This window comes from Leptolyngbya sp. FACHB-541, assembly GCF_014695875.1.
Taxonomy (GTDB): Bacteria; Cyanobacteriota; Cyanobacteriia; order Elainellales; family Elainellaceae; genus JAAUTN01.
In genome coordinates, this window is sequence record NZ_JACJPC010000120.1 from 1 (window position 1) to 23,876 (window position 23,876).

The following is a 23,876-nucleotide window of genomic DNA, read 5'->3' on the forward strand; positions in this document are numbered from 1 at the left end:
GCCCCGAAGGGGCACTCCCCCGGCTTTTATATGGGTTACATACGTAGTTCCTGTTAGACTCTGACAGCCCAAGTCCTTGCATGAATGACTCCTCTGCACCTGCGCCAGCAATTTTACAGCCCGCTTCAGATAACCCCAATCTACAGGTTCGGTTTAAGAGTGAGGGGGGGCGCTTGTTGCTGCTTCTGCCGCCAGAGGCAGAGGTAAGCGCCAACCACAGCAGCGCCAGCAAAAGCAATGCTAGTCAAGAGGGTGCTAATTCTGATAGCGCTGCTGGCATCAGCCCATCCGGTAACGGCGCTAACACGAGTAACTGGAATGACCTTTGGCAACAGCTAAAACAGCGGCTCAATGCCGGAGAGCGGTTTTGGCAACCTGAAACAGCGGTGCATCTAGTTGCCCGCGATCGCCTTTTAGATGTGCGCCAATTGCAGGCGATCGCTGATGCCCTAGCCGATGCCCAGCTTCAGCTCAAGCGAGTCTACACCAGCCGCCGTCAAACTGCTGTCGCTGCCGCCACTACAGGCTATTCTGTTGAGCAACATTCGCCCGTCGCTCACCTCAATCAGCCCTCTGCTGAGTCCGGGCAAGCTCTAGCTGACCCACTTTATGTGCAAACCGTAGTTCGATCTGGTGTCGAAATCCGTCATCCCGGTACAATTGTTGTTTTGGGAGATGTGAATCCCGGTGGTTCCGTAATTGCAGATGGCGACGTGCTGGTTTGGGGCTGTCTACGAGGGCTAGCCCAAGCTGGAGCCGCCGGAAACGGACAATGCCTGATCATGGCCCTGCGAATGGAGCCGACCCAGATTCGGATTGCCGAATTTGTTGCCCGTGCTCCCGAAATGCCCCCCGACCAATTTCATCCCGAAATTGCTTACGTGTCCTCAGAAGGCATTCGCATCGCCAGAGCCGCCGAGTTTTCCAGAATACGTCTCTCGTAATCTGGTTGATGAACTGTAACAGCCAATCTAGTCAGCGCAGGCGTGCGGATCGCATTTCCAATTCCTAATCCCCTACCCCCATCGTCCATTTATCAACCCCAGCAATTCAATGAGTCGCATTATCGTTATTACGTCTGGCAAAGGTGGGGTGGGAAAAACCACCTGCACCGCCAATCTGGGCATGGCTCTGGCTCAGCGCGGTCATAAAGTTGCTGTTGTCGATGCCGACTTTGGCTTGAGAAACTTAGACCTGCTCTTGGGGCTAGAAAACCGCATCGTCTACACCGCTGTGGAAGTTATAGCAGGCGAATGTCGGCTCGATCAGGCCTTGGTCAAGGACAAACGCCAACCCAACTTAGCCCTACTGCCAGCCGCTCAAAATCGCACCAAAGATGCGGTTAACCCCGACCAGATGAAGCAACTGGTCACTTCGTTGACCGCCACCTACAAATACATCCTGGTAGACAGCCCTGCTGGAATTGAGATGGGCTTTCAGAATGCGACGGCTGCAGCCAAAGAGGCGATCATTGTGACTACGCCCGAAATTGCTGCGGTGCGTGATGCCGACCGGGTGATAGGCTTGCTTGAAGCAAACGACATTAAAAAAGTCCACTTAATTGTCAATCGTCTCAGACCCGCAATGGTGCAAGAAGACATGATGATGTCGGTCAAAGACGTGCAGGAAATTTTGGCAGTGCCGCTGCTGGGTGTGATCCCAGACGACGAGCGAGTGATCGTTTCAACCAACCGAGGCGAACCGCTGGTGCTGTCGCAAAACATTTCAATGGCGGGGCTAGCTTTTAGCAATATTGCGCGACGGCTGGAGGGTGAGAAGGTGCCTTTCCTCGATCTGATGGCTGCTCATGACGATCTGTTCAGTCGCATTCGGCGGCTGTTTCGCAACTCGTCCCGCAACTAATATCACTCTCAGCTTTAATTCGGTTTCTTATCCAGCCTTGATTGACTTTCTCCCCCAAGCTCCATGATCAGCGAACTTCTCGAACGACTTTTCCCGCGTCAACAACCCAGTTCTAGCCGTGAAGAGGTCAAGCGTCGGCTACAAATTGTGTTGGCTCACGATCGGGCTGATTTACCCGCTGAAACGCTGGAAAAGATGCGCCAAGAAATCTTGGAAGTCGTTTCACGATACGTGGAAATTGACCCAGAGGAGTCAGAATTTTCGCTAGAGAACGACCAGCGAGCAACTGCCTTAATCGCAAATTTGCCGATTCGCCGAGTGAGAGCAGAGCCGCAAGTGGAGGTCAATCCATAACGCAGTTGAGTTTGCTTGGATAGGGGTTTGGGTAGGGGTGCAGCATTCGGCAGCTATTCTAAAAAACTTAGAACTGATTCTTCGCCCGAATGCTACGCCCGCTCAGAGCTTGCATTGCTTTGCGTTACCAACCAAGACAAGTTGGATAATAGCGGCTGCAAAACTCAATATCATTCATGTTTCTAGTGTCTGTTGGGTTTCACGATGTTCCACCCAACCTACAGCTACAAGCTGATTGACAAACTATCGAGCCGAGCGCTCTGTCTCACGCTGTGCTCTGTCCAGAGACTGAACATTGCTCGGCTGATCTCCGTCATAGATCGCCCCCTTTTGGCGCACGTTCAGGTCAAAGGTTTCACGAACGTTCTCACCTAGCTCTCTCAGATTTCCTAGCCCCGTGTCGCCAATGGGATGCTCAGGGCTGTCACCCAAGTCCTCAGCCTTATCCTGAATCCGCTGAATTGTCTTTTTAGACACTGCGGAGGGATTGGAAGGCGTGGGGGATTTAGTTTGAAATTCGCTGGTGACGGCTAGTGCCTGAGACGACACGCTCGTGCTAAACGCAGGAATACCTAAGAGTGCAGTAGTAGCTAGAAAAATTGCGAGGACTTGGCGAAGCCCCACTGTAAAAAGACGACCAATTACCTGTTTCATTTCAAATCTCCTTTAGTTTTTAGCGACCCAAACCTAGAGGTTGGGTTCATAAAGCTTCATAACGTTAACTGAGGAACTGTTCCCGGCTCGTCTTTCTTAAGTGGGAAGTCCACTGGTCAGTTAGGTAGGTTTTGTTCTCGTTTTTACAGTTGAAAATTGCCAATCTAAAATTCAAAGTAGGTGAAATGCTAGGAGATTACTGTTAATGACTTTCATGCCTCCCGCTTATTCGATTTTTTTATTGATGGGTCTAGGAATTATTTGGGTTGGACTGAAGACAGGGGAGGAAATTATTCGAATTGCAGCGGCGATCGCAGGGGCAATTTTGTTGGTTTGGGGGTTTGCCCTTACGCCCCTGTCTCTGCAGCTGTTCGTCGAAATAATTTCAGTCATGGCAGTGTTTTCGGTTTGCGTTCGCTGTCTGAAGGCATAACCCTATTTCTTCGGCTTTACCGTTATCTTTGCAGCTTATTTTGCAACATGAACTGAAACGGGAATTGTATGATTGCTCCACGAACGCAAGAAGGAATAGCCTCTTGCGTCAAGAAAAACGGTGTGAGAGCAACCCTGACTTTACTCGGCTAGAAACGGTGGAAACCCGCCGTCAGTCTGGACGTGATAGAGTCATGTCAATCCTGGAAAAGTCGCTATCTCAGAGCAATTCTGGCAAGCTTTGTGGAACTAAAAACCAATAACGACCAGAGGTGCATCGGAGAACTTGCAACTTCCACTCATCAGAAGATCTACCGTCGGGAGGAAGCCGCAAATGAAATTGGGTCTGCTCAAAGTTTTTACGTCATTTCGTCCAACTGAACCATCTGACCTAGACAGCAAAGCAGCAAAGCTGCTACCAAACCCTAATCACAGTTACTTGGGCGGACAGGCAATTGTCACACAAACCATTCAACCGCTGAAGGCGGGACGGGTGCAGTTTCAAGGGTCGTGGTGGCCTGCCTGGTGTGAGCAGAGAATTACGATTGATCCGGGGGAAGTGGTAGACGTTGCTGGAATTCATCGCAATATTACGCTGCTGGTTGAGCCAGCGCTATTGCTTAAGGCTTCCGCTTCTGGCTTGACGCGGATTAACCAAGCGGTTGCCCAAAAGGGTTGGTGGGCTGGCGATCGCCGCCCTATCGAAGCGGCTAGTAAAGTCTTGATCCCCGATACCTTAACGATTGGGATGCCCAGCCAGCAGGCTGGCGGAATCTCAGCCGAAACCTGGGATCGTTTCCTCCAGGCAAAGCCCATTAACGTCAATACCTTCAAAGCCTATTGTGAGGTGCTAGAGCTGGACTGGAAGGAAATTGTCGGACGCAGTACCCCACAACCTGCCAGCTCAGCCCTGATGTCTACGCTGAATGCGCCGATCAGCCTACCAGGGCAACCTCCGATTCGTCCTGAACCGTCGCTCCCTGACACCAACGTGGTGTTTGTCGGGCGGACAGGGGCGATCGCCGATCTCGACAACCTGGTTAATGCTGGCGCAAAAGTCATTGTGGTTCAGGGTAGCGGCGGTTTGGGTAAAACCACTCTGGCGCGGCAATACTTTAACCAAAAAAACTTGGGGCAAAGCTTAGAGTGCTGGATGGCCAAAGAAACCCGCAACCTCACCTCTGCTCAAAGCATCGTCCAGGAGTGGCTACGGCGCAACTTTAACGAGGAGCCCGGACGCGAATTTGGCGTATCGCTAGAACGGCTCAGGCGCAAATTAAAGACCCAAAAAGTCTGCATTCTAATTGACAACCTGGAACCTGCACTAGACAAGAACGGAAAGTTTGTCGAACCGCATCGAGACTATGCTGAACTGCTGCGAGTTCTAGCTGACCCAGAAGTAAATTCCGTCACGCTCATCACCAGCCGTGAGCCTGTGCATGAGGCGAGTGTCAGTGTGCATCCCTACGTCTTAGCAGGTTTAGAAGAAGAAGCTTGGGGACAGTTCTTTAGCCAAAATCAGATTAACGTCAACTTTCCAGTTCTAAAAGATATTCATACAGCCTATCGCGGCAATGCTAAGGCAATGACTATTTTGAGCAGCATTATCCAAATGGATTATGCAGGCAATCTGGAAGCATACTGGCGGGAAAATAGCTCTGACTTGTTAGTTGAAGTTGAGCTTGAGAACTTAGTTGCAAGCCATTTTAGCCGCTTACAACGGCTTTATCCTGAAGCCTATCGTTTGCTTTATCGGTTAGGCTGCTATCGCTATCAAAGAATTGCCAGAATGCCCATTGAAGCAGTTGCTTGTTTGCTTTGGGATGTGCCGCCAGAACAACACAAGCGAGTGATTCGTTTTCTGCGCGATCTGTTCTTAATTGAACTGATTGACGGCGAATATCGGCTGCATCCAACCATTCAGGCAAAGGCGCTAGAAATCTTAAAGGCAAGCGGCGAATGGGAAATTGCCAACTTAGAGGCAGCAGAGTTTTGGACGCACAGTGTTAAGGCAATTAACACACCTGATGATGCGTTTCGGGCGCTGGAAGCCTACTATCACTATCTTCAAACAGACCGAGTTGAGCTAGCCGCAGATGTGATTCTCTACGCTAGAGATAACCGCTGGGGTAAGAATGAGCCATTGGGCGTTTCGTTTTACAGGCTGGGTTTGCTGCAACAGATGGTTACGACCATCACTCGAATTATCGATCGCGTTAAACCTGGCTATTCGCTCAGTAAGCTGCACAATATTTTGGGTGATTTGTATTGGATAGCAGGCGATATTCATCGGGCAATTCGCTATCATCAGGAGTCTCGTCGAGTAGCGATCGCCCTCAAAATTAAAGAGCTTGAAATCGTTTCTCTTTACAACATTGGTCTATGCCAAATTGACCTGTGGGAAGTTGAGGAAGCTACCAGATACTTCAAGGCAGTCATTTCTCTCGCCGAAGGAACCGATTTTCACAGATATGCCGTCACCGCTTCTGCTTGTTTGGCATTTTTGATGTCTTGCTCAGGGCGCAATCAGATTGCGATTGGTTTCGCGAAAAAGGTTTACACCGATTATTCAGCGATTCGCTCAAGCCGAGGCAAAGGCTACAGCCTAATTTTCTTAGGTCAAACCTATCAGAATCTAGGAGAGCTTGAAAAAGCACACAAAATGTACAGCTTAGCTAAAAACTATGCTGAGGAAAGCCATTACACGCAGGTCAAAGCAAATGCACTCAAAGGGTTAGGAGAACTTTGTTTGATTAAAAATGACTTTAAGGGGGCGATCGCCCATCTTTTGTCCGCCAAAAAGCTGTTGATTGAGATTGAAGCTAAAGCTGATTTAGCCGAAGTTCACTATCAGCTTGGGTTAACCTGCCAAGCTATGGGATCAGTTGCCGAAAGCGAAGCGAACTTCCGAGCGGCAACTCAGCTTTTCCATAAGATTCCTGCGCCTAAGCAGGTTGAAAAAGTACAGAGAGCCGCAAGACCCATAGCAGCAAGTTAAACAATGCAGTTTGGGGCGTATCATTACGACACGCCCCTACATCACAATCACGCCAGAAATCTACTACTTCCGCAACTGCACAAGTTTAAGCGGATGGTTCATCACTATCGGTTGGTGCAGGCGTAGAGGTAGGTTCGGGAAGATCGCAGCTTGTTAGCTTTTGCTGATCTTCCTGCCCACTCCATAAGCCGAAATGGATAACGTGATGTGAACTCAGAGTGGGGGTTGTTGAAGAGAGCGTGGCGATCGCCCCAAATGCTATCAGAACTCCAGATTTCATCTAAGAACTTCCTCCTATCACTTTTAGCTCTTATCACTTAGAGTGCTACGCTTCTACACCCCAGGACCCGTCTCTACAGGTAAGTCAGGATGGGAAGAATATTCTGTCCAGGAACCTTCATAGACTCTCACGTTGGGGTAATTCAGTAGATGCTTTAGCACGTTGTACTGCAACGTTGCCTCACGCCCTGTGCTGCAAGAAACAATAATGTTGTCTTCGGGTGAAACGCCGCGATCGCTTAGGATCTGCCGAATCTCATCTAGTGGTTTAAGCTGATGGAAATTTGCTTCTCCTACCGTAAACGTGGGCCAGGGAATGTTCTTTGCACCGGGAATGTGTCCATTACGAATCCACAGATCCCGCTCTCCTGAAAACAGTTCTGGTGGACGCGGATCGATAAAAGTGACTCCTGGCTGACCAATCAGTCCACGTACCTGATCGAGCGTGACTCTGACTGAGTCATCATCACGGACTGTAAAAGTACCAGGAGTATATTGGGGAAACTCTTTGACAACAGGAAGTTGAGCCGACACATAGCCAGCATAGCCGCCATCCAAAATCGCCACATCGGGATGTCCGGTGCGCTCTAACAGATAGGTAACCATCGTTGCTCCCAGCACATCTCGACCATCCGAGTAAACCAAAACTTTGCTCTCATCTGTGACTCCTGCCAGCCTGAATGTTTCTTCAAGCTTGTCAGGCTGCCAATATTGAACCGGAAGCTGTCCGTTGGGGCCACGAAATGTGTTGTCTGCAATGTGAACCGCGTTAGGCACATGACCTGCAAAATATTCCAACGGGTTAAGCCGCACGTCCAAAATACGCAGATTTGGATCGCTGCCATGTTCCGCCACCCAAGCAGGTTGGACAAATTGCACGCTGGCAGACGGGTTTGCTGATGAGGCAAACGGCAACAGTGGAATCACTACTGTAAATGCCAACAAAGATGCAAAGAAGGCAACCCCTCTCGTTATCCAAGTCGTCTTAGTGAACTTCCTCCATAACCTCATGATCATATTGAGTCTCCTCAAAGAATGGTGCAGTTAACCATTGAGTTGCTAAACGGTTCCCTTCCCTCTACTTCTGACAAAGCTGTGCCTTGCGATAAAGCTGCATCTGTATGGATCTTCAGTAGATGAATGAGGAAAATACGGTAACTCAGTCAACAAACCGTATTTAACATTCAAAATCATCTCATACCCCCGAAAACCACGCAAGATAAATCCCGCCAAACGTTCTCCTGGGGTTTATTTGCTTGAAATTAACTAGTTCTTAACCTAAGCCTAACCTCTAAATCACCCTTAAGTACAGCGAGTTACCGGATTTATGTCCGGCTTGAGTCATGACCTCAATGTTTTTTAGCCCTAATGATTGGCAGAGTGTAACCGCAAGACTGTCTTTGGCTCTCGTGGTTGGCTTTGCGATTGGCATCAATCGTCAACGCACGGGTAGACCTGCTGGATTGAGAACTTTTATGATTGTGAGTCTTGGTTCTGCTTTGTTTGTAATGCTGCCTTTGCAGAATGAGATTGCGGATCAGCTTGCTGATGCTACGGCATCTAGCGAGGTCGCTCGTTCTACGGCTCTCAATGCAATGGCCCGCGTTGCTCAAGGAGTCGCAACGGGAGTCGGCTTTTTGGGGGGTGGCGTGATTTTGCAGCAGCGCCATCCTAGTTTGGATAGGACTGAGGTTAAAGGATTAACGACTGCCGCTGCGATTTGGCTAGCTGGTGGGCTGGGCGCAGCGGCAGGGTGTGGGCTATGGCAGTTAAGCGTCATCGGAACGTTGATGACGCTATTTGTTTTGGGTGGCGTTAAGAAGTTGAAGCAGTTTGAACGGCGGAACTGGCTTGAGTAAGGCTGGCTATCGAATGTCTCGCTTTAAGCTGCTGAACCTTAAGCTGCTGAACAAGGTCAAGCCAAATCTGTGCAAACGAATGAGCACCAAACTGATGGCAAGCAGTAGAGCGATTCCCAGGAGTGGCAGGTAGGCTCGTCCGCCACTCCAACGAGACTTTAGCAATTTGATATGTCTCTGCTTAGTAATTTGGGTTTGAAGGGTGACTCGATCGCTGGAACTGTGAAGCGAGGTGGCGATCGCCATACGATTTCTCTCCTGGTTAAATTCAACGTAAAAGACTGGATAGAATCTACGGTAAACCACTAGATTTATAGTAGATTTGACGAAGTATGACATACCCTGTATGAAAAAACAAGCTCAAGCATTGCCGTAACACCGTTTCAACAAAAAGGCTACAGATGAAAGGGTACCCAGTGGGACGGAGTGCCCTTTCACCTGCGTCCTTACTCCTTTCCCGCTAAATAGAGCAGGGATGCACTCCCGCGTTGCGGAGTGCATCCCTGCTCTATGAGTACCTAATCTTTGATTGGAAAGAGAGCAAATCAGTTTCTTATGAGGCTAACTGCTCCATCTCACGGGAGTTATCAATTCCAGCGTAGGTTTGTTGCAGAATGTGAGCCGCTTGGGTAATAGGTTGATAGCGGGGTGGATTTTCTGGTGAAACAAATTCGGGCAGGGGTTGCAACACCTGGTCTACATCAGCAGCGTGAAACACGATGAGTGAGTACCGCTCCCAGGTTGTCAGCGGTACACGATGGTGAGTTGCCCTCAGCACACCATTGGTTAAAAACTCCAGTGCGTCATCTAGAATCACGCTAAATGCATCTGGAATCACGGGTACATCAACCCACTCTCCAGCGCGGCTCAACAACTGCAACCCTGGAGCATTTTGATGCATGATAGTGAGCATCTCAAAGTCAGAGTGTGAACTAATGCCAACCTTAACGCCTTCAGGAGAACTACTTTCTTCTGGTTGTCTGTCCTGATCATCGGCACCCGGATAGTGCAATAGTCTCATCTTGGAACCTGCACGACGAGTACTCATTTGTCTGAAGGTGTTGCGCTCCAATCCCAGCATTTCAGCGAACGCTTCTAAGAGTGCGCTACCCATGCGATTGATTTCGGCGTAATAAGTATCAATGTCTTCCTGAAAACCTATTAAGTCAGGATATACATTTGGCTCCAATAAAGGAGATTCCATATAATCTGGATCGTCAGGTGGTAAGTGTAAACCTAAGTCAAAGGACTCTACATGAGAGATGGTGCCCGGTTCGTAGGCGGGTTCTTCATGTAGAGGTACCCATCCCCGAGTAATCACTTTTTCTAGACTGTAATAGGGTCGTTTGTCCGCATCGCTGAGGCTATGAAAGGCAGCTGACTGGCGGTAAACGCGACTAATTAGGTCTTGAGAACAGGCTCCTTGTGCACCAAAAAAGCCAACGGTTAAACAAGCGTGTTTGATCTGGTCAATGCAGTGCTGCCGAGATGACTGATCTTCTGTAAACAGAGGGGCAATATCAATAATTGGAAAACTGGTGTTTTCAGAAGTGATGTGGGTTGAATGTGCATCTGTGGAAGGAGAATTGGCGACGGATTCAGCGGCCCTTTCTGATGTCATATCCAACCTCTAGGTTTTGCTTCATTTGATTTCTATTCAAGCTCAGAAATGCAGAATTAGTAAAGAGGAACACTAGAACTCAGGTGTGAATGATAACGTGACGGAGCCGCGCTATCATTCACACCTTAAAAGGTGACTCAAAAAGGTGAATTAGAGAGGCATCAACAACTCACCAACTGTATTCACTGGTGGGCAGGTTGGGGCGATGTTCTAGCAGGAAGCCGGCTTCGGCAGCGCGATCGCCCTCCCCATAATCCTCCACAATCTGCTCCAAGTATTGGGGTTGACCACTCATGACGTAGCGAGAAAACAGTAAATCGTCAATGTATGGGCTGCTGGAAAACTCACTTTGCAGTGTGGCAATTGTATTATCCAAATAGCTCAGGTAATCCTGCTCGATTTGTTCGTAATTTTCCTGCCGCTGCTCATAGTCTGCTTCTGGATCAGAGACTGGAGTGAAGTTTAGGGCAGGGCGATCGCCACTCATTCCTGCTACGGGATGAATTCGCAGTGTTTCACCAAAGGGGTGATTTTCCCACTGCCACAGGAGCGTTGAGGCAGCCATGTAGAGCGTTTTTTCACGCAGCTCGGCTGGGGTTGAGGGGTCGTCCAATAAATTTTGGTAGAGCGAGAGGGCGATCGCATTTTGGCTTGCTTGCTGATAGCTATTTTGCACTGCGTCTGCCTGCCGCAAGTTGAGATTGCAAACCCAAAACTTTTCACAGTACTCATTTCCCCAGCTTCCCGTTGGCAAATAACCCGTGCGCCACTGATCCCATACTGCTAGGTAGCCATTCTTCCAACCGCCTGCCCCTGCCCAGTTTGAAGCAAGCTGATAGCGAGATTCGGGGGTGTTTTCTGCCTGCAATTGCTGCAGCTGTTGCCAGCGCTGACGCTGTTCGGTCAACATGTTCTGCATTTCAATCTGAATCTCAGCCTGGCGGTTGTAGCTGCTAAACCAGGAGTCGTTGCGATAGTAGCTTCTCAAAATGGAAGCAGGCATTTCTGTTAGATTCAGCCCTTCGGAGAGTTCTAGCGCTTCGGTATAGTTGTGTTCTCGCGCCTGCCGGGCTGCCAGGGCATAGCGGAATAGGGGGGCGATCGCTTTATCCTGATACTGTTCGTAGAGCGTTTCAACTTGCTGAGTCGTCAGCCCAATGTCTAACAGTGTTCGCACATGGGGAAATGCTAGATAGGAAGCATCTCCGTCACCAGGCGTTTCGGTCATCATTTGCACCCAGTAGCGCATTGCAGCGACAGGGTCGTTCTGGTCTTCTAAGGCGCGTGCCAGGAAGTAGGTTGCATCATCAGCACCGGGATGGTCAGGATAGCGGCTAAGCCAGTCTTGCCAGTCCTGCATTCGCTCTTGGGATGTTTTGTTGGCGATGCGATCGCGAATTTCCTGACTGCGGGGCGCACTGCCAAAGTAGGAATATCCCGTGAGGTCACCATATTCTCGACTGGCACGAATAAATTTGGAGTCGGGATATTGTTCGGCAATGCCAACCAGCAAGAAGTAAGCGTGAGAACTTTTTGCCAGATCGCCGTCATAAAATGGGTCGTACTGCACGATATAAGTGAGCGGCTGAAGCTGACTCAGATCGCCATTGATGATTTCCTGTAATGCCGCTTTGCCTTCGGGGTCGCCGTGCCGGTTGAGTTCTGCGATCGCCCACATGCGGTTCTCCAATTCCAGATTAGCCGCCAAGTTTTTCAGCAGTGCTGTGCCTACAGGCGAAAGCTCACCCGCTTTGACCGGACCCAAACGCTCTACCAAAATGTATTCCTGCGTATTAGGGGGAAGGCTGCGGTAATAGGCGATCGCCTCCTGCACTTGTGCTTCAGTGGGCTGGGGCAATTCTGCCAACTGGTCCCACTGGGGAATCTCAGGTGCAGGCTCCTCCTCAGGTGGATTTGCCTCTGGGTGAACAGCTTCATAGCCCAACATGGCTTCCAGAAATGCCAGATTAAATTGACCGTAATTATTGCCAGCGTTGGTAGGCTCTAGGTTGGCTCTAGCAAGTTCAATCAGGCGATCGCGCGTCTGGGGATCATCCAAACCAAAATCTCGCTTCCACTGATCATAATCGTAGGAGGGGGTATAGCTAGCTTGATTAAGCAAAGTAGCCGGATCTTGAGTCAGCAAGTAGAAGTTTGTGCCAGACTGCCCCTGCTCTATTTGACGCTCTAGCCATAGTGTGGAATAAGGTGCACCCAAGCTGCGAATGCCAGCCATCCCGTAAGCTTGACGAGTCGGGTCAGCCGACTGCACGTAATAGCTCAACAGCGGAAATGTTTTTGTGCCAAACCGTTTCCAAATGGGGTCTTGAACCTGTCCGTCGCCCCACTTGATGATCATGACGTCTTGCTGCACTGCCTGAGCGATCGCTCTCCAGGTTGGGTCAAAGCGCAGGCGATCGCGGATTTCTTCATCAATTTCCAGGTCAACCAATTCTTCAGGGCTGAGCTGTTCCGCCTGCTCAGATGCTTCCTGGGGCGACGGCAGGGTGCGAGGCAGTTCTCCTTGCAGCGGCAAGTCGGCAGACAGCAATAGCAACGTCGTCAGCGCCATGAAAACCTGACCCTTGCTTCCTATCTGCGAAACGCTGTACTTAAAATTTCCTTGAAAAAACCTGCTGAGTCGCTTTGCCATCCTCGTCACACCACGATCCCATCTGAAAGTTGAAGCGTTGTTAGATGCCGTCTAAGCTGTCTAAGCTGAGCAGCCTCTAGGTTGGATTGAGGCACAAAACTCAACAGCCAAGCTGGCGACAATCCCATTTATCAAAGCCACTCATCAAACAGCTACTTCTGTAAATACGCACAATTCTCAGCAAATCCCGAAAAAAATATCAGCCCCACCTGATTACCCATCGGGATTTCAAGTAGAGCTGGAGACGCAGTTAGGAGGTATCTTGACATTTAAGGTATCCTTAGAAACTGCTTTGCCTTCTACTCTTAACAAGTTCTTAAGCTTACTTTTGCTCAATAGACTTCTTGCATGGATCATTATTTGAAGCATGAATATTTGAAGCATGAATGGTCGCATCACCCTTCACCTAGGAATTCACGCAGGAATCTAATCACTAAAGATATTGTGAAAGCTTTGAGGCTGGCGAATTAGATCGCGGATAACTTGAACTTGACCTTCAGTGGGTCTGGCATTGGGGTGAGCTTGTTTGACGCAGTTGATCGCTTCCCAGAGTTCCATGTCGTGGTGTAAGCAGAGATAAGCAATGCAGGCAGTGGGCGATCGCTCCATCCCTGCCAGGCAGTGAACATAAATTGGCTGCTGACTCTGAATGTGGGTGTGAATCAGTTCTACGACCTGCTCAAGCTGATTGGGTTGAAGCCCCAAAATGTAGTGACTGTCCGGCAAAATGAACCGCAAACAGCGAAACTTTTGCACAACATCTTCAGGTAAGGTGCCTTCAGATTGGGCGCACAGGGAAAGCACCACCTTAATTTTTTCTCGCGCCAAAATCGCGCCGTCTCCCATCTGGGGCAGACCGCCGACCGCCAGTTTCCCAGGAATGATCCAGCTTAAGTGGTGACGATGAGAATCGTGCTGCAAATCCCCGGTGTCGTGAGGCGTAGTAGAGTCGGTCGGTGGTAGGTTGGCTTCCCCAGCGTTGGTTTGCCCAAATAATTTTCTAAACTGTCGCAAGGACTTGCACTCCCTTACGAAAATAGGTAGTCAGGACATGAATGATGAATAAGCTAAAGCGAAGAGAGCGATCGCCACTTTTACTCATCCCAAGGTCAAAGACTTGAATCCGGATAAAAACAGAAATTGAGTCGTTCTTGTTATTCCTTTTAGTCCTATTCCTTTTAGTTCTTTTGGACACCTCTTCCCCGTGGTTTTCGGGCTTTTCCCACCTACGGGAGATGATAAATCCCCTAGTGATCAGAGATTCTGTGGGAACTGGCTAAATTCATTTGCCATCACAGCAGCGCGATTGGGGGCAGCATGTGATTCTTTTGCTTGGAAAAATGTCTGAGCAAAAGTGATTCACAGGGGGCATCTCAACGGTTGTACTGTTAGTTCCCTTGAGGCGATTCGGTGCTGCTGTCGAGTTCGGAAATATAGCGTTTTGCGTTCACGCGAGTTCTTGATGTGCGTGAGTTCCACCTATCGAAGAGGCTAAGGTTGTGATTAGAGCTACAGTGAGTGCGATAAATATATGGAGTGGTCAGTTTTGGCTGGCGCAAGTTCCAGAGGTAGAAAATCCTGAACAGGCATCAGCCTTGTTTGAAGGGGCAGACTGGGGTACTCAATTCTTGATTGCTTTAATCTCAGGTCTTGTCCTGGCGTTTGCCATTCAGCTTGTGTTGACTAACTTGTCAGTCGCAGTTGGAATCTCCTACCTGGGCAAGTATACCGATCCCGATGCTAGTCATAGCAATCGTAGCAGTAGCAGCAGTGATGATGATTCGAGCGGCGGTATCGGTTCGACGATTCGCAAAATCAGCCTGGGTGTAGGAGTATGGACGCTGATTACAGTTACTATTGCTCTGCTGATATCCTGCTTCCTGGCTGTAAAGCTGAGTTTGCTAGTGAGTCCGGTATTAGGAGCAATTACTGGATTGGTGATTTGGGGAACTTACTTCTCATTGCTCGTTGGGATTAGCTCTACCACTGCTGGCTCTTTGGTTGGGACAGTTGTGAATGCTGCGACCTCTGGTTTCCAAGCAATTTTAGGAACTGCGGCAGCGGCAATCGGTGGCTCTGCGGTCAACCGTCAGGTCGTGTCAACGGCTGAAGCGGCTGCTTCGGCGGTGCGACGAGAGTTCGGTGCGGCGGTCGATCCGGTTAGCATTCGCGAAACGGTTGAGGATTATTTGGATACGTTGCGTCCGACTGAGCTGAATATGTCGGAGATCCGCAGTGAGTTTGAGCGGATGTTGAATGATCCGGAACTGCGGGCTGTGGCAGGTAGCGATCGCCTTCAAAATGTCGATCGTCAAACCTTTGTTGACCTGGTCAGCAGCCGTACTGACTTGTCTAAACGGGAAGTTAATCGGATTGCCGATCAGCTAGAGCGCACCTGGAAGCAAACTCTAGGACAGCGGGCACAAGGCGATCGCATGGCAGAGTTACTTGACTACCTGCGCTCAACCCAACAAGGGCAGCTCAACACAGAAGAATTTAACCGCAAAATTGACCAGCTAATCGACGAAATTCGTCAGTCTAGAGATACATACTCTCAGCAAGGCGCTGGTGGTTATCAGAGCGGACCGGGTGGACAAAGCGGGCAGAGTGGACAGAGCGGAATTGCTGCCTCTGTGCAGTCTCTACAAACTAGCCTGATGCCTCTGATGGGCATGATTATGGGACGGGCGGACATCTCCGATCTCAACCTTGAAAAAGTGATGGATCGGTTGAAGTCTGTTCAAGGTACGGCTCAAAGCGTTTTTGGTGAACAGGCAAGCAAGCTGGGCAGTCAGTTTGGGGTTGAAACCTCAGTTACGCCTTACAACACCATTCGTGCAGACATCGAAAACTATCTGCTCAACACCTACGCTTGGCAGATGAGTTCTGAGGCGATTGCCCGTGACTTCCGCAACGTCCTCTATGATCCCGCCGCTGACCCCGCCGCCGTGCGCCGTCAGCTAGAGCAAATCAATCGCTCTGATTTCATAGATATTCTTGCCTCACGCGGACTGCTGACTCAGGCGCAACTTCAGCGAATCGCCGATCAGCTGGAAATGGTTCGTCGAGAAGTTTTGGTGACTGCACGAGGCGCAGAAGAGCGGGAAGCAGCCCTGTCTTTGCGTCAGCGGATTGAAACCTACTTGTCTTTCACACCTAAAACGCAACTGCTCAGCCCCAATGACAACCAGCGGGCGTTTAGAGCATTGCTCGAAGATTCCGAGGCAGACTATGAAACCCTGAGCGGTCGTCTTGCTCCTTATACCCGTTCTGAGCTGGGACTTCTGCTCGAATCTCGGCAAGACATTCTGCCAGAGGAAAGAGGTCCAATTCTAGACCAGCTAGAGAAGACCCGCGATCAGGTTCTCTCTGAAAGTTTGTCGCTCAATGAGCAAGCAAGACAAAGAACCGAGCAAACCTGGCAAAACCTCCAGGGCTACCTGCAAAACACGGGCAGAGATGAGCTGAATCCTAATGCCATTCGGAATGAGCTGCAGGTCCTGCTGAACGATCCACAAGCAGGCATGGAATTGCTCCGAGCAAGAGCCTCTCACTTTGACCGGAATACGCTGGTACAGCTGTTGGCTCAGCGGAAGGACATGAACGAAGACCAGGCAAGTGAAATCCTTAACCAGGTGGAATCGACCTGGTTTAAGGTAACTCATTCGCCTCAACTTCTCACTGGGCAGGCAAAACAACAGTATGACCAGGCTACCAGCACGATCGCTGATTACCTGCGTTCGACAGGCAGAGACGAGCTAAACCCTGAAGGGATTCAGCGAGATCTGCAAAAGCTGCTCAACGACCCCAAAGCCGGAGCGACTGCCTTGCGCGATCGCCTCTCTCGTATGGATCGAGAAACTCTGGTGCAGCTTCTCAACCAGCGTCAAGACCTGAGCGAAGAGCAAATCAACCAGACCATCGACCAACTTCAAGAATCGATTCGGACGGTACTGCGCGCTCCTCGTCGTCTGGCTCTACGGGCACAGCAACAGGTACTCGACTTCGAGTCTACGGTTGAGGAATATCTGCGGAACACCGACAAGGAAGAACTGAATCCTGAAGGCATCAAGCGTGACCTGCAGCTTTTAGTCCAAGATCCGCGATTTGGTCTGAGAAATTTGGGCGATCGCCTCTCCCGCTTTGACCGCAACACCCTGGTTGCCCTCCTGTCTCAGCGCAAAGACATGACCCCCGAAGAAGCTGAGCGAGTAGTGGGACAGATTGAATCTGTGCGTGACCAGATCGTCACCCAGTTCCGCAATGTTCAGTATCGAATTCAGGCTGTGATTGACGGCATCTTTGCCCGGATTCGCAACTACCTCAACGCGCTAGAGCGCCCTGAGCTCAACTACGATGGCATCAAGCGTGACTTACGTACCCTGTTCAACGATCCTCAAGCCGGATTTGATGCTCTAAGGGGTCGCCTAGGTCAAGTTGACCGAGGTACCCTGGTTGCCTTGCTTAGCTCCCGTGAGGACATTTCTGAGTCCGATGCTAACCGCATCATCGACCAGGTTGAAGGGGCACGGTTCAGCGTTCTGCAAAGAGCCGAACGGCTTCAGCAAGATGCTCAGCGTCGTCTAGAAGCTGCTAAGCGACAGGCTCAAATTCAGGCAGACGAAACCCGCAAAGCAGCCGCAAATGCTGCCTGGTGGTTGTTTGCAACTGCTCTAGTTTCTGCTGCAGCCTCCGCTGGCGCTGGATGGCTAGCTGTCCTCTAAACTTTTCCTTGACAGTCCCTTGACTTAGTTCAAGCTCCCCAAAAGCCTCCTATGCAGGAGGCTTTTCTTCTTTCTGAGGAACTGGTTATTATTTGGCTTGCCTACAAGGATGAAGACCGTTCGCCCTTACCAGAATTTCTTGCTTTGATTATTTTTGAATATGACGGACTACGTATAGCAAAGCATATGAATCAGGACTCTACTGGGAAAAAGGCTACCTTGCAGATTGTGCCACGATCGCCTCTCTTGCAAAGTCAAAACATCGTCTCAGACATTCTTCGAGTAGAACACCACTATCAGCCTGCTAATCGAGAGTCTGAATGTTGTCTGCCAACTTATCTCCTGAGTATTCATTTGGGGCAACCCATTCAGCTCGAACGAACAGTTGATGGACAGCGGAGCAGCGATCGCCTAACCCAAGGCGACATCATGATTACGCCTCCTCACTTACATCGCAAACTATTTTGGGATACGGACGCAGACTTCCTGCTACTGCGCCTTGAGCCAAAGCTGTTTGCCTCTGCTGCGTATGAATCAGTGAAAGCCTACCGCGAGATTGTGCCGCAGCTTAAGGTTTGCGATCCTCTCATTCAGCAAGTCGGGTTGGCACTCAAAGCAGAGTTAGAATTCGATGGGTTGAGCGATCGCCTCTACGCAGAGACAATGGCAAATGCATTAGCCGTTCACCTATTACGTCACTACTCCAACCACAAACAACAAATAAAGCCATATTCCGGCCGATTGCCGAATCATAAGTTGCAGCAGGCAATTGACTACATCCAAACTCATCTTGCAGAAGATATATCTTTGGAGGCGATCGCCGCAGAACTCGATATGAGTCAATATCACTTCGCTCGACTGTTCAAGCAATCTACAGGCTATTCTCCCTACCAATACGTCATTGAACAGCGAATTAACCTTGCTCAGAAGTTAATGACGCAAGAGCATCGAAGTATTGCCAACATTGCTTTGAGGGTTGGTTTCGCCAGCCAGAGCCAATTTGGTAGACACTTTAAGCGTCTCCTTGGAGTTACACCCAAGCAATTCCTCAAAAAGTAGCAAGAACCTTCTAAAGTAGCAAGAAAACGATATACATCAGTGAGTAGGCTCCGTACTATCGATTGGCAATTTGCAGTGTTTCAACTTCATCTGCTAGTCCATTCGTTCAGAGGAGTTACTCTAATGCTTACTGTCTTCAAAGACAACTCGGTTTTAGCAGAGCTAGATATCTTTGTTACCCAACCCGACCAACAATGGCTATTAATTGATAATTTGATTGCCTACACTCACGACATTCTCAAACAGCAGGCTGGGTATATTGCGAATGCTATTCATCGCAGTCTGGATGGGCTGCGTGTCGTTAATTATGTGCAGTGGCAAGATCAAGCCAGTTATGAAACTTATATCAACAACCAAGATATTGCTTTAGCGACTAAGATTACTGGCTTTTTTGCTCCAGATACTCATCTCTACGACATTTTCATGAGTGAGCCAGCCGACAGCCAAATGCAAATCACAGCAAATATGCCGGAACTCGTTAACTTCGGTATGTTCAGATTAAAAGATCCGGCTAATCAACCCCGTTTCTTAGAAGCAACTGCAGAAGCAATCCAGCAAATTTCAGGACAGGCAGGCTTACTTAGCACACACTTTCATCGATCGCTTGATGGTGCCCGCGCAATCAACTACGGATTATGGAGTTCCCAGGAACTGTATGCCAGGATGAATGCAAATCCGCCAATGGCTGAACCGCTCCTGGTGATGCGCTCACTTGCCAATAATGAGTTTCAGATGTCGCTTCATCAGGTTGTTTTTACCGAATCAGCCCATTCACAACAGTAATGCTCAATTCACCTATTGAACTGTTGAGGAAGTAAAACTATGGTGCAAATTGACCGGACGAATAGCGCGAGTGCTGGGCTAGATCTATACACTGTTGCAGAACGTCATCAATCAGCTTTGATTGATGCAATTGTTCAGGAGCAAATCAAATCTTGGCTCGACCATCCTTACTTCGTGTCAACCAGCGTGCATCGGAGTTTGGACGGTGTGCGAGTCTTTACCTATAGCCAGTGGAGACCCAAATTTGACCATCGCAGTTTACCTCGCCCCAGCGTATTTAGTGAGTTTTTTCCACCTGATTCACTCCTCTTAGAAGTAACCGCCAGTCGATCGCTATCAGCAGAAGTTGAAATTGTGGTGGGCGATCGCATCACTCACCTTGCCGAATTTCGCATGACCTCCACTCATCAACCTGAGATGATTAAGCGCACCTCCGCTGAGCTAGAACGCGCAATGCGCAACTCACCCGGATTACTTTCAGCAACCTTTCATCGCAGCCTGGATGGAACCCGCATGTTTAACTATGGACAATGGGAGAGCAAAGAAGCGTTTGAAGCTATTCTCAAGCAACCTGGCTTTAACCCAGAGCAACCCTACTGGAAAGGCTTAGCCCGCAATGAATTTCACCTGTACAATGTCGTACACGCCCAAAGTGCAGCAACCTGATGTTGCTCAGTTTATAGAATCCAAAAGTAAGAAAATGCGGCTAGGATGGCTGATTGATCGGCAGAACCAACAGGTTTGGCATACCGTACCGCTCAATCTGTGAGCCAACTCCTAGCCGCAGCTACTCTTAGGGGAGACAACGTAAGGTCTGAGTTTAATTTGGTGCTACGGTCTTTGCTTTAGACCGCGTGCTATTCTTGTTGGACTTAGGGTTTGATGTGGCGGCTTGAGTTTTAGAAGCAAGATTGCCTTCTGAGATGTTGACATCAAAGGCGATCGCAAACTTTGAGTTAGGACGCATCTGAGACATTGCTTTCAAATATCCTTCGGCATCGTTGCGGTGACGAAAGCGGGCGATCGCCTCCTGCTGGCAGTCGGGTAAAAGCTGGTGAATAACCCAGGGACTGAGATGTTCTTGGTAGTTCATAAGTTTAAGGTGGTGCGAAGGCTAACAGGGCGAAAAAATCAGGCGTAGTGATAGGACGAAGTTAGCTACATTGGACTACAGGTGAGTAGCAGCCAAGTGAATAGCGATTAATTAAACTTTAAGCCTGACTAGTGGGAGTAGAGCTACCCAAACACTATCTGTAGGAAAAGATAACAGCTTATCCACTATCAGCAGCGCTCAATCGAATTAAACTTACAAAACTTTACATTCTCTACTAGTACAAATGCACAATTCGTGCTAGAAGGCTGAGATTACCTGACTTTGAAAGACTTGCTCCAAAAACTTTCTTTCCTCTAGGCTGTGAGTTGGGCATCGAGCTAGCGTTAACCTTAGTTTGGATAAGTCGGGCGATCGCATGGAAATAGCGACCATAGAACTTAAGTTTCTTTTGCAGTTACTCAGTTTTTCGGGCTATCGGGCATCGCTGTCGAAGATTCAGCCGAGCGCCAAAACTTCGTCCTCCGAGCGAAATAAGACCTGTAGTCAACTGTGCGATCGCGGCTTAATTGACTGCTCTCAAAAAATTGTGAGTTTCAAAATTGCTCCCGCAGGCAAAGCGCTACTCAAGCTCAAAACAGAATTTCCAGTCAGTGAGCAGGAGCTAAAAGTCCTTAAAGCGTGTGAAGACCAGAGGATTACTCCTGAACAGCTAAAAATCAGACCCGCTGCCGAAAAACAAGCCATTCTCAAGAAATTAACCGATCGAGGGCTGATTCAAGCAGAAACCAAAATTGACGAAATCTGGCTAAGCGATCGGGGAAAAGCCTACCTACGTTCGGAATATAGTCCCAAGGGTAGCGGTAACATCAGTCTCGGTTTGCTGGACTGCTACCTGCGTTTTTTGCGTCAGCCCGAATCTTCAAATGGGTCGTTCCCTCAGGCAGATTCAATCCCAGCTAAGTTTAGCGATGCTGAAATTCTGCAAATCATTCAAACCCTAGATCGTGAGCTAGGCAGCCAAAACTATTTGCCTTTGTTTCACCTGCGCCAAAAATTACAGCCTCCCTTCTCTAGAGACGAGCTAGACCAAGCACTATACCGATTGCAGCGGCAAGACCAGATCGAACTGAGTTCACTACAAGATGCAACCCGCTACACCGCTGAACAGGTCGAGGCAGGTATTCCTCAAGATATTGGCGGATCGCTGTTTTTCGTTACCGTTGTATAGGGGACTGGGAACTCAAAACTTAAAATCATGACTGCCATTGATCAGATCATTCGCCAAGCGATCAACCCCTTTGATCCCGCTACTTTTAAGCCGGGAAACTTTTGGCATGAGGAGCAAGATCCGGCGCTAGACGTGGAGTCGATTCATCAGGAAGTGATCCGTGAAGTGGAGGCGGTTTTAGAACAGGTGGCGCGAGATCATCGCACCCGCACAGTCATGATGTTTGGTGACTCTGGTGCTGGAAAAACTCATGTATTGGGGCGGTTAAAGCGGATTCTCAACCCCAAAGCTTTCTTTGTCTACATTGATCCCTTCCCTGAAAGTGAGGCGATCTGGCGGCATGTGTTGCGCTACACGGTGGATAGCTTGGTGCAAAAGCCAGAAGGTGAGGCAGAATCGCAGCTTTTGCTTTGGCTCAAGAGTTTGTCTGCATTTAAGCAGGGTGGCATGGTCAGTTGGGTGTTGAGCGATCGCCAACGCTTCGTCCGCAGCCTCAAAGCCAGCTATCCCAGCGGCATCTACAATGCTAATGAGTTTTTTGGCGTGCTGTATGACCTGATTGATCCCGATCGCTATCCGCTAGCCTGTGAGTGGCTGCGAGGCGACAACCTGGATGACGAAAGCCTGAAATTGCTCAACGTCAAACACTCAATCGAGACAGAAGACGCAGCCCAAAAGGTGTTAGCAAACTTTGGCAGAATTGCCGCCGAAACGCAGCCAATTGTCCTTTGCTTTGACCAGCTTGATAATATTGCCCGCACTTCAGCTGGGGCGATCGACCTACAAGCGTTGTTTAACGTCAATTCCAGCATTCACAACCAACTGCTGAAAAACTTCCTGGTAATCATCAGCATCATTACTAGCACCTGGCGACAAAACGCCGATCGCGTCCAGCTGGCTGATCAGGTGCGGATCGATACTTCCGTGCCGCTAAAGCCGATTTCACTCGACCAGGCAGAGGCAGTCTGGGTCAGCCGACTGCGGCCCTTGCATCGGCAGGCTGATCCCCGACCTGATTCACCTATCTTTCCGCTTACCCGTCAGGTCTTGGAGCAGAAGTATCCAGGCGGCAAAACTTATCCGCGTAATGCGCTGGAACTGGGACGACGAATCATTCAAAGCTACAAAGTTGGCCCCAGCAAGGCAGAACAACCGGAAGATGCGATCGCCGCTTTCAAACTGGTGTGGCTCAAAGAATTCAACCGAGTACAGGAACGCATCACTCGTATCCGCCAGCTTTCCGCCCCTGAACTCACCCAAATGCTGAAGGAAACCTTCGCCGCGCTGCAAGTAGGTGAAATTCGTCCGCGTTTCCTGCCCAGCTCCACCTACGCCAGCCATTCCTTTAGCTATCAGCCCAACAATCAGGGACGAGTTGGCATCGGTTGGAACGAAGACCCCAGCCTCACCACTCTCTTCCACATCATGAATGCCTGCCGCTGCGCCGTTGAGCTAAACCTGTGCGAAAAGCTATTCTTGATTCGAGCAGAAGGCATTGGTAAACCTGGCAATCGGGGCTATGAGTTACATGATCAAATCTTTGCAGAAAACACTCCTCACCAACATCTCAAGCCTAGCCTGCACTCGGTTCACTACCTAGCGACTTATCACAGCCTGGTGAATGCCGCTTACGCTGGAGAAATCGTTGTTGCCGGAAAGACACTGGACATTCAGGCGCTAGAGTTCTTTATTCGAGACTCTCACATTTTGCAGAACTGCACACTGCTCAAGGATTTGGGGGTTCTTTCGAGTAAGGAGACGGTTGAGGTGGAAGGAGAGGGGGGGATCGCCTCTCAACCCGACGACTCCGAACCCGAGTTTCAACCCGACAACGAACCTATTCAAGACTTTTTACTAGACCTGCTCAAAACTCACCAACTGCTGGGACGGCAAGTGATGGTGCAAACTACGGTAGGTCAGTTCACTGAAATTAGTGAAGACCAGGTAAACGAGCTAATTCAGCAACTCTCGGAAGACAATCAGCTGCAGGTTCTTGGCGATAACCCCAATCCAGAAGAACAATTAGTTTATCTTCCCGAACAATCCGCTTGAGCATTAACTCGGTGGTTGTGCAAACTCCATCACTCGAATAGCCAACCAAAAACAGATCCCACACTTAAAACTAGCTCACTCGCAAAGGCAGGAACCGGGAGGGATTGCTCTGGCTCGTCAAATGCTTCTGGTTGCTGTTTTGGAAGATATCCCTCTTTCATCACTCTAGGCGGAGGAAAATCGATGAGGCACAGGATGAGGAAGCCATCCTGAGAACTGGTTAATGCACTGGATTAATCTCACAAAGCCAGAGTGTAAACCAG

Annotated in this window: 22 protein-coding genes; 13 read left to right on the forward strand and 9 right to left on the reverse strand. The window is 49.4% G+C overall.

Annotation, left to right across the window (positions count from 1 at the left end; genetic code table 11):
* Positions 1-80: 80 nt before the first annotated feature.
* The 3 genes from minC (at position 81) to minE (ending at position 2,217) form a co-directional block, all read left to right on the forward strand.
* Positions 81-944 (forward strand): septum site-determining protein MinC, encoded by an 864-nt coding sequence (gene minC, locus H6G00_RS26905; RefSeq protein ID WP_190799077.1) that lies wholly within the window; start codon positions 81-83, stop codon positions 942-944.
* A 109-nt stretch (positions 945-1,053) separates the two neighbouring features.
* A complete protein-coding gene (minD, locus tag H6G00_RS26910) occupies positions 1,054-1,863 on the forward strand; it encodes a septum site-determining protein MinD (protein ID WP_190645845.1) in 810 nt (269 codons plus the stop codon).
* A gap of 63 nt (positions 1,864-1,926) precedes the next feature.
* Positions 1,927-2,217, forward strand: coding sequence for a cell division topological specificity factor MinE (gene minE, locus H6G00_RS26915; protein WP_190645844.1), 291 nt, complete (start codon positions 1,927-1,929; stop codon positions 2,215-2,217).
* Positions 2,218-2,460: 243 nt separating this feature from the next.
* On the opposite strand, the gene H6G00_RS26920 is transcribed toward minE, so the two are convergent.
* Positions 2,461-2,871: a hypothetical protein gene (locus tag H6G00_RS26920; RefSeq protein WP_190799078.1), complete on the reverse strand. Its 411-nt coding sequence runs from the start codon at positions 2,869-2,871 to the stop codon at positions 2,461-2,463.
* A 205-nt stretch (positions 2,872-3,076) separates the two neighbouring features.
* Here H6G00_RS26920 and H6G00_RS26925 point away from each other — a divergent pair, with 205 nt between their 5' ends.
* From H6G00_RS26925 to H6G00_RS26935, 3 genes are all read left to right on the forward strand, one after another.
* Positions 3,077-3,304: a hypothetical protein gene (locus tag H6G00_RS26925; protein ID WP_242042524.1), complete on the forward strand. Its 228-nt coding sequence runs from the start codon at positions 3,077-3,079 to the stop codon at positions 3,302-3,304.
* A 103-nt stretch (positions 3,305-3,407) separates the two neighbouring features.
* Entirely contained in the window at positions 3,408-3,566 is a 159-nt protein-coding gene (locus H6G00_RS26930) for a hypothetical protein (RefSeq protein WP_190799079.1), read from the forward strand.
* 71 nt (positions 3,567-3,637) lie between these two features.
* Complete coding sequence (locus H6G00_RS26935) at positions 3,638-6,301, forward strand: NfeD family protein (protein ID WP_190799080.1); 2,664 nt, start codon at positions 3,638-3,640, stop codon at positions 6,299-6,301.
* An 85-nt stretch (positions 6,302-6,386) separates the two neighbouring features.
* Here the strand turns inward: H6G00_RS26935 and H6G00_RS26940 are convergent, their stop codons facing one another.
* A complete protein-coding gene (locus H6G00_RS26940; RefSeq protein ID WP_190799081.1) occupies positions 6,387-6,581 on the reverse strand; it encodes a hypothetical protein in 195 nt (64 codons plus the stop codon).
* 53 nt (positions 6,582-6,634) lie between these two features.
* A complete protein-coding gene (locus H6G00_RS26945) occupies positions 6,635-7,597 on the reverse strand; it encodes a sulfurtransferase (protein ID WP_190799082.1) in 963 nt (320 codons plus the stop codon).
* A 335-nt stretch (positions 7,598-7,932) separates the two neighbouring features.
* On the opposite strand from H6G00_RS26945, the gene H6G00_RS26950 reads away from it, so the two are divergent.
* On the forward strand, positions 7,933-8,439 hold the full coding sequence (locus tag H6G00_RS26950) for an MgtC/SapB family protein (protein ID WP_190799090.1): 507 nt from the start codon (positions 7,933-7,935) through the stop codon (positions 8,437-8,439).
* A gap of 6 nt (positions 8,440-8,445) precedes the next feature.
* Here the strand turns inward: H6G00_RS26950 and H6G00_RS26955 are convergent, their stop codons facing one another.
* The 4 genes from H6G00_RS26955 to H6G00_RS26970 all read right to left on the reverse strand — a co-directional run bounded on the left by H6G00_RS26955 (position 8,446) and on the right by H6G00_RS26970 (position 13,727).
* Positions 8,446-8,745 (reverse strand): hypothetical protein, encoded by a 300-nt coding sequence (locus tag H6G00_RS26955; protein WP_190799083.1) that lies wholly within the window; start codon positions 8,743-8,745, stop codon positions 8,446-8,448.
* 247 nt (positions 8,746-8,992) lie between these two features.
* Positions 8,993-10,060 (reverse strand): isopenicillin N synthase family oxygenase, encoded by a 1,068-nt coding sequence (locus H6G00_RS26960; protein WP_190799084.1) that lies wholly within the window; start codon positions 10,058-10,060, stop codon positions 8,993-8,995.
* A gap of 169 nt (positions 10,061-10,229) precedes the next feature.
* On the reverse strand, positions 10,230-12,632 hold the full coding sequence (locus H6G00_RS26965) for a hypothetical protein (protein ID WP_199318729.1): 2,403 nt from the start codon (positions 12,630-12,632) through the stop codon (positions 10,230-10,232).
* 507 nt (positions 12,633-13,139) lie between these two features.
* Positions 13,140-13,727 carry a dual specificity protein phosphatase gene (locus H6G00_RS26970; protein WP_190799085.1) on the reverse strand — a complete coding sequence of 196 codons (588 nt, stop codon included), beginning with the start codon at positions 13,725-13,727 and terminating at the stop codon, positions 13,140-13,142.
* Between the two features lie 485 nt (positions 13,728-14,212).
* Between H6G00_RS26970 and H6G00_RS26975 the strand changes: the two genes are divergently transcribed.
* From H6G00_RS26975 to H6G00_RS26990, 4 genes are all read left to right on the forward strand, one after another.
* Positions 14,213-17,437 carry an MFS transporter gene (locus H6G00_RS26975; RefSeq protein ID WP_190799086.1) on the forward strand — a complete coding sequence of 1,075 codons (3,225 nt, stop codon included), beginning with the start codon at positions 14,213-14,215 and terminating at the stop codon, positions 17,435-17,437.
* Positions 17,438-17,488: 51 nt separating this feature from the next.
* Positions 17,489-18,496, forward strand: coding sequence for an AraC family transcriptional regulator (locus H6G00_RS26980; RefSeq protein ID WP_199318730.1), 1,008 nt, complete (start codon positions 17,489-17,491; stop codon positions 18,494-18,496).
* Between the two features lie 123 nt (positions 18,497-18,619).
* Positions 18,620-19,279, forward strand: a complete 660-nt coding sequence (locus tag H6G00_RS26985) for an antibiotic biosynthesis monooxygenase (RefSeq protein WP_190799087.1) — start codon at positions 18,620-18,622, stop codon at positions 19,277-19,279.
* 39 nt (positions 19,280-19,318) lie between these two features.
* Entirely contained in the window at positions 19,319-19,945 is a 627-nt protein-coding gene (locus H6G00_RS26990) for an antibiotic biosynthesis monooxygenase (RefSeq protein WP_190799088.1), read from the forward strand.
* Positions 19,946-20,099: 154 nt separating this feature from the next.
* On the opposite strand, the gene H6G00_RS26995 is transcribed toward H6G00_RS26990, so the two are convergent.
* Entirely contained in the window at positions 20,100-20,372 is a 273-nt protein-coding gene (locus H6G00_RS26995) for a hypothetical protein (RefSeq protein ID WP_190645833.1), read from the reverse strand.
* 376 nt (positions 20,373-20,748) lie between these two features.
* Between H6G00_RS26995 and H6G00_RS27000 the strand changes: the two genes are divergently transcribed.
* Complete coding sequence (locus tag H6G00_RS27000) at positions 20,749-21,561, forward strand: hypothetical protein (RefSeq protein WP_199318731.1); 813 nt, start codon at positions 20,749-20,751, stop codon at positions 21,559-21,561.
* A gap of 27 nt (positions 21,562-21,588) precedes the next feature.
* On the forward strand, positions 21,589-23,613 hold the full coding sequence (locus H6G00_RS27005) for an AAA family ATPase (protein WP_190799089.1): 2,025 nt from the start codon (positions 21,589-21,591) through the stop codon (positions 23,611-23,613).
* A 29-nt stretch (positions 23,614-23,642) separates the two neighbouring features.
* Here the strand turns inward: H6G00_RS27005 and H6G00_RS36305 are convergent, their stop codons facing one another.
* Positions 23,643-23,774: a hypothetical protein gene (locus tag H6G00_RS36305; RefSeq protein WP_277881979.1), complete on the reverse strand. Its 132-nt coding sequence runs from the start codon at positions 23,772-23,774 to the stop codon at positions 23,643-23,645.
* Positions 23,775-23,876 lie beyond the last annotated feature (102 nt).

What these genes read in the sequence shown, in the direction of transcription:
- minC (WP_190799077.1), top strand. Translation starts at nt 81, where the DNA reads ATGAATGACTCCTCTGCACCTGCGCCAGCAATTTTACAGCCCGCTTCA.
- minD (WP_190645845.1), top strand. Translation starts at nt 1,054, where the DNA reads ATGAGTCGCATTATCGTTATTACGTCTGGCAAAGGTGGGGTGGGAAAA.
- minE (WP_190645844.1), top strand. Translation starts at nt 1,927, where the DNA reads ATGATCAGCGAACTTCTCGAACGACTTTTCCCGCGTCAACAACCCAGT.
- H6G00_RS26920 (WP_190799078.1), bottom strand. Translation starts at nt 2,871, where the DNA reads ATGAAACAGGTAATTGGTCGTCTTTTTACAGTGGGGCTTCGCCAAGTC.
- H6G00_RS26925 (WP_242042524.1), top strand. Translation starts at nt 3,077, where the DNA reads ATGACTTTCATGCCTCCCGCTTATTCGATTTTTTTATTGATGGGTCTA.
- H6G00_RS26935 (WP_190799080.1), top strand. Translation starts at nt 3,638, where the DNA reads ATGAAATTGGGTCTGCTCAAAGTTTTTACGTCATTTCGTCCAACTGAA.
- H6G00_RS26940 (WP_190799081.1), bottom strand. Translation starts at nt 6,581, where the DNA reads ATGAAATCTGGAGTTCTGATAGCATTTGGGGCGATCGCCACGCTCTCT.
- H6G00_RS26945 (WP_190799082.1), bottom strand. Translation starts at nt 7,597, where the DNA reads ATGATCATGAGGTTATGGAGGAAGTTCACTAAGACGACTTGGATAACG.
- H6G00_RS26950 (WP_190799090.1), top strand. Translation starts at nt 7,933, where the DNA reads ATGTTTTTTAGCCCTAATGATTGGCAGAGTGTAACCGCAAGACTGTCT.
- H6G00_RS26960 (WP_190799084.1), bottom strand. Translation starts at nt 10,060, where the DNA reads ATGACATCAGAAAGGGCCGCTGAATCCGTCGCCAATTCTCCTTCCACA.
- H6G00_RS26965 (WP_199318729.1), bottom strand. Translation starts at nt 12,632, where the DNA reads ATGGCGCTGACGACGTTGCTATTGCTGTCTGCCGACTTGCCGCTGCAA.
- H6G00_RS26980 (WP_199318730.1), top strand. Translation starts at nt 17,489, where the DNA reads ATGCAGGAGGCTTTTCTTCTTTCTGAGGAACTGGTTATTATTTGGCTT.
- H6G00_RS26985 (WP_190799087.1), top strand. Translation starts at nt 18,620, where the DNA reads ATGCTTACTGTCTTCAAAGACAACTCGGTTTTAGCAGAGCTAGATATC.
- H6G00_RS26990 (WP_190799088.1), top strand. Translation starts at nt 19,319, where the DNA reads ATGGTGCAAATTGACCGGACGAATAGCGCGAGTGCTGGGCTAGATCTA.
- H6G00_RS26995 (WP_190645833.1), bottom strand. Translation starts at nt 20,372, where the DNA reads ATGAACTACCAAGAACATCTCAGTCCCTGGGTTATTCACCAGCTTTTA.
- H6G00_RS27000 (WP_199318731.1), top strand. Translation starts at nt 20,749, where the DNA reads ATGGAAATAGCGACCATAGAACTTAAGTTTCTTTTGCAGTTACTCAGT.
- H6G00_RS27005 (WP_190799089.1), top strand. Translation starts at nt 21,589, where the DNA reads ATGACTGCCATTGATCAGATCATTCGCCAAGCGATCAACCCCTTTGAT.
- H6G00_RS36305 (WP_277881979.1), bottom strand. Translation starts at nt 23,774, where the DNA reads ATGAAAGAGGGATATCTTCCAAAACAGCAACCAGAAGCATTTGACGAG.